Annotated in this window: 3 protein-coding genes; all 3 read left to right on the top strand. The window is 72.5% G+C overall.

What is annotated here, in order from left to right:
* Positions 1–73: 73 nt before the first annotated feature.
* The 3 genes from BN12_RS18310 to BN12_RS18300 all read left to right on the top strand — a co-directional run bounded on the left by BN12_RS18310 (position 74) and on the right by BN12_RS18300 (position 4,826).
* Positions 74–676 (top strand): nitroreductase family deazaflavin-dependent oxidoreductase, encoded by a 603-nt coding sequence (locus BN12_RS18310; RefSeq protein ID WP_083454755.1) that lies wholly within the window; start codon positions 74–76, stop codon positions 674–676.
* 486 nt (positions 677–1,162) lie between these two features.
* Positions 1,163–2,446: a YncE family protein gene (locus tag BN12_RS18305; RefSeq protein WP_048554738.1), complete on the top strand. Its 1,284-nt coding sequence runs from the start codon at positions 1,163–1,165 to the stop codon at positions 2,444–2,446.
* Positions 2,447–2,657: 211 nt separating this feature from the next.
* Positions 2,658–4,826: an elongation factor G-like protein EF-G2 gene (locus BN12_RS18300; protein ID WP_048554736.1), complete on the top strand. Its 2,169-nt coding sequence runs from the start codon at positions 2,658–2,660 to the stop codon at positions 4,824–4,826.
* Positions 4,827–4,865 lie beyond the last annotated feature (39 nt).

The following is a 4,865-nucleotide window of genomic DNA, read 5'->3' as shown; positions in this document are numbered from 1 at the left end:
AGGCGTTCTCGGCGGCCGCCGGTGAGCCGGCGACGGTCGCCGACGAGGCGAGCCGGCTCGGGTGGTGAGACCCATGAGAAGCGACGACGGCACGGACGGCGGGCGGCTGCGACCCCACGACCGGCGGACGCGGCTCCATACCCTCGGTCGGGGGCTGCCACTCCATGCCCTCGGTCGGGGGCCACGGCTGCTGCGCGACCTCGGTGGCCGGCTGCGCCGCGCCTGGGGCAGGGGGGCGAGCCGGGCGCTGCGCACACCTCAGGTCGTCCGCTCGCCGCTGTGGCTCTACCACCATCGCCTCGGCTGGCTCCTCGGCCGGCGGTTCCTCCTCCTGGAACACGTCGGCCGACGCACCGGCCTGCCCCGCGAGGCCGTCCTCGAGGTCGTCGACCGCCCCGCACCCGGGACCTACCGCGTCGTGTCGGGCCTCGGCACCCGCAGCGAGTGGCTGCGCAACGTCCAGCACACGCCTCGTGTCCGCGTCAGCGTGGGCCGGGTCACGAAGCGGCCCGGGACGGCATACGTCCATCCGCCGGAGGACAGCGCAGGCATCCTGTCCGCGTATGCCGCCGCCCATCCGGCCGCGTGGGCGGCCCTGAGCCCGGTGCTCGACGACGTGACCGCACGATCCGACACCGGCATCCCCGTCGTCGATCTCCGGCTCGACCCCGGCTGACGCCGTCGCCCGCATCGCCGACCGACAGCGCCCGTGCTGCCCGTCCGTGGGGCCTGTCCGTGGGGCCGACCGACACCCAAAGCGACCACAGACACCAGGCGGGCGCGCCGCTCACGCACGAGCGGCACCGACCAGGGACCGTATTGGGTGTCCGTGGGTCGCCCACGATGGGACGTGGGGGCGTTGGCCGGCGGGGTGGTGGGGAGGAGGTGGCGGTGCACAGACCCCGATCGGGCGCCAGAACGCCACGGGCCCGGGGGCCGGGGGTTGGTGTCAGTCCACACGGGTGTCGAGGTTGTGCACAAGGCCCGATCGGGCGCCAGAACGCCACGGGCCCGGGGGTGGGTTCGAGCGGCTCCGCTTCGTCGTGGCGTGCCCCTGGTCGGGCCGGGTTCACAGGGCACGGTGAGCCTCCCCGGATACCGCTCCGGCGTGGCATACCGTCGCCGATGGTGCTGGTGCATCTCGTGAGACGGAGGGGTCCCCGTGATCGTCCGCAAGGAGCCGGTGTACGTCCGGCGTCGTCGTGTCGCTGCCCTCGTGCTCGTCGTCGTCCTCACGCTCCTCGCCTACGGGCTCGGCCGGCTCGCCGGCACCTCGGCCGCCACGGCCACCCCGCAGCAGACCCAGCACCGCAGCACGCCGACGACCTCCGCGACCTCACGAGCCACCGCGACGCACTCCACCGCGACGAGCTCCACGTCCTCCCATCCGACGACCAGCCCCTCGCTCACCGGCGTGCCGGGACCGTCGGACCGGACGACGATGGTCCGGGTCGCGCGCCTCACCGGTGGCCTGACGTCCAAGTCGGTCGTCGCGTCGAAGCAGGGCCAGGTCTTCGCGCAGAACATGATGTACTCGCATACGATCTCCGTCTTCGCCCCCGACGGCACCCTCCGCAGAACGATCGCCGACGGCGTGGACCTCGCGAAGTACGGCGTCGCGGGACACCCGGGGACGAGCAAGGGCGCGCCCGTCGAGATGGCGTTCAGCCCCGACGGGAAGACCGCCTGGGTCTCCAACTACGCGATGTACGGCAGGAACTTCAGCCCCGAGGGCCGGGACGCGTGCACGAGTGCGAAGGGGATCTCCGACAGCTACGTCTACCGGATCGACACGACGTCGTATGCCATCGAGCGGGTCGTCCGCGTCGGTGCCGTCCCCAAGTACGTCGCGGTGACCCCTGACGGGTCGAAGGTCCTCGTGACGAACTGGTGCTCCATGGATCTGTCGGTCATCGACGCGCGGACGGCGAAGGTCGTCGCGACCGTGCCCCTGCAGGGCGCCCACCCGCGCGGGATCGCCGTGTCGCCCGACAGCCACGTCGCCTACGTCGCGATCATGGGGTCGGACAAGGTCATGACGGTGGACCTGCGCACGGACGCCGCGCGACCGTTCGCGCACACCGGCGACGGACCGCGGCACGTCGTCATCTCCGCCGACGGCAGGACGATCTACGTCACGAACAACGGGTCAGGCACCGTGTCCGCCGTCGACGCGAAGACCGGCACGGTGAAGCGGTCGGTGAAGGTCGGGCACGAGCCGCGGTCGATGGCCCTCAGCTCCGACGGGCGGGCGCTCTACGTCGTCAACTACGACGACGCGACGGTCGACAAGCTCCGGACGAGCGATCTCACGGTCGTGCAGCAGGTCCGGACCGACGCCCACCCGATCGGCATCACCTACGAGCCGACCCGCAAGACGGTGTGGGTGGCCTGCTACGGCGGCTCGATCCTCCTCTTCGACGACTCCCGCGTCCGCTCGGCCTGATCCCGCGTCCGACCCGCCGTCGACTCCACCTGAGCTCGCACGCGTGCTTGTGGGGAAGATGGCAGGACCCCTGGCTCTGGCTGTCTTCCCCACGAGCGGTCGACGCCCGGCAAGACCACCGGCCCGGGCGGTGTCGCGAGCCTTGACCGTCGGCATAGAGTCCCCAGAAGGAGGCGCGACGGAGCGCCTCGTCGATCGGAAGGTGGCTGCCATGGCTGGAGGTCCTGACCGCAGCGGGGTCGATCCCGCCCGCGTCCGCAACGTCGTCCTCGTGGGACCGCGGGCGTCGGGCAAGACAGCGCTGACGGAGGCCGTGCTCCTCCCGCTCGGAGCGGTGACCCGGCTCGGCCGCGTCGAGGACGGGACGACCGTCTCCGACGGCACCGACGTCGAGAAGCGTCTCGGTCACTCCGTGCACCTCTCCGTCGCGACCGTCGACGTCTCCGACACGGACTGCGTCGGCACCGGCGGGCCCATCCGGCTCAGCCTCCTCGACACCCCCGGCCAGCCCGACTTCGTCGGCGAGCTGCGAGCGGGGCTGCGGGCCGCCGACGCGGCCCTCTTCGTCGTCTCGGCGACGGACGGCATCGACCCGGGCACCCGGCTGCTCTGGGCCGAGTGCGCCGGCGTCGACATGCCCCGCGCGCTCGTCGTCACCCATCTCGACCAGCCCCGCGCCGACTTCGACACGACGGTCGCCGAGTTCCAGGACGCCTTCGGGGGAGACATCCAGCCGCTCTACGTCCCGCAGGGCGACGGCATACAGGCCCTCCTCTCCCGCACCCACCGCTCGGGCGGATCGGCCGGCCGCACGGTGCGGGACGCGTCCGAGGACGAGCTGGCGCAGACGGAGCAGGCGCGTGGTGATCTCGTCGAGGCGATCATCACCGAGAGCGAGGACGAGGGGCTGCTCGAGCGGTACCTCGGCGGCGAGGAGGTCACCTTCGAGACGATCGTCGCCGACCTCGAGAAGGCCGTGGCCCGCGGCGCCTTCCACCCCGTCGTACCCGTCAACCCGCTCGACGGGACCGGTGTCGCCGAGCTCCTGGAGCTGGTATGCCGCGGCTTCCCGCAGCCGGCGGAGCACCACATGCCCCGCGCGTTCACGGTGAGCGGCGCCGAGGCGCCACCCGTCGACCCGTCACCGGACGCACCACTCGTCGCGGAGGTCGTCAAGACGAGCAGCGACGCCTACGTCGGCCGGATCAGCATCGTCCGGGTCTTCTCCGGGACGCTGCGGCCCGACACCAACGTCCACGTCAGCGGGCATCTCGCGCAGTTCAGCGGCCGCGAGGACGACGAGCAGTGGCACGCCGAGCACGACGACGACGAGCGGTCCGGAGCCATCTCCCGGATGCTCGGCGGCACCCTGACCCCCGTCGACGAGGCCCGGGCGGGCGACATCGTCGCCGTCGCCCACCTCGCCCATGCCGAGACCGGCGACACGATCTCCGACGCCGCATCCCCCGTCGTCGTCGAGCCGTGGGAGTTCCCGCACCCCCTCCTTCCCGTCGCCATCAAGGCGAGAAGCACCTCCGACGAGGACAAGCTCGTCAAGGGCCTCGCCCGTCTGCAGGCCGAGAACCCCTCGGCCATGGTCGTCGTCGACTCCCAGACCCACCAGCTCGTCCTCTGGACGATGGGCGAGCAGCAGCTCGAGCTGCTGCTCGACGGGCTGCGCACCCGAGCCGGCATCGAGGTCGACACCGAGCCGGTCAAGGTGGCCGTCCAGGAGACGGTGCGCGCCGTCGCCAAGGGCCTCGGGCGGCACGTCAAGCAGTCCGGAGGGCATGGCCAGTATGCGATCTGCCACATCGTCGTCGAGCCCCTCGAGGCGGGGAGCGGGTTCGAGTTCGTCGACGAGGTCGTCGGCGGGGCCGTCCCGCGCCAGTTCATCCCGAGCGTCGAGAAGGGCGTCCGCGCGCAGCTCGAGAAGGGCGTGACGGGCAACGGGTACCCCATGGTCGACGTCCGGGTCCGGCTCGTCGACGGCAAGGCGCACAGCGTCGACTCCTCCGACGCGGCCTTCCAGACGGCAGGCGCCCTCGCGCTCCGCGAGGCCGCGGCCGCCGCCGGGGTGCAGCTGCTCGAGCCGATCGACGACGTCGAGATCATCGTCGGCGACGACTACGTCGGGGCCGTCATGTCCGACCTCGCCTCGCGCCGGGGGCGGGTCAAGGGCACCGAGGGCGCCACCGACGGGCTGACGAGGGTCAATGCCGAGGTCCCCGCCCTCGAGCTCGTCCGGTACTCCACGTCCCTCCGGTCCCTCGGCCACGGCTCGGGGACCTTCACCCGCTCCCCGAGCCGCTACGCCCCGGTGCCCGTCCACGTCCAGGACCGCCTGTCCGGGGCCGCGTCGGAGACCGCCTCGGCCTGACCGGATGCCTCCGCCCGTCCACCCGCCCGGCCCGGCGGG

Origin of the sequence: Nostocoides japonicum T1-X7, assembly GCF_001046855.1 — a bacterium.
Classification (GTDB): domain Bacteria; phylum Actinomycetota; class Actinomycetes; order Actinomycetales; family Dermatophilaceae; genus Nostocoides; species Nostocoides japonicum.
The sequence above is the reverse complement of the archived record's forward strand: the minus strand, read 5'-3'. Positions and strand labels throughout refer to the sequence as shown.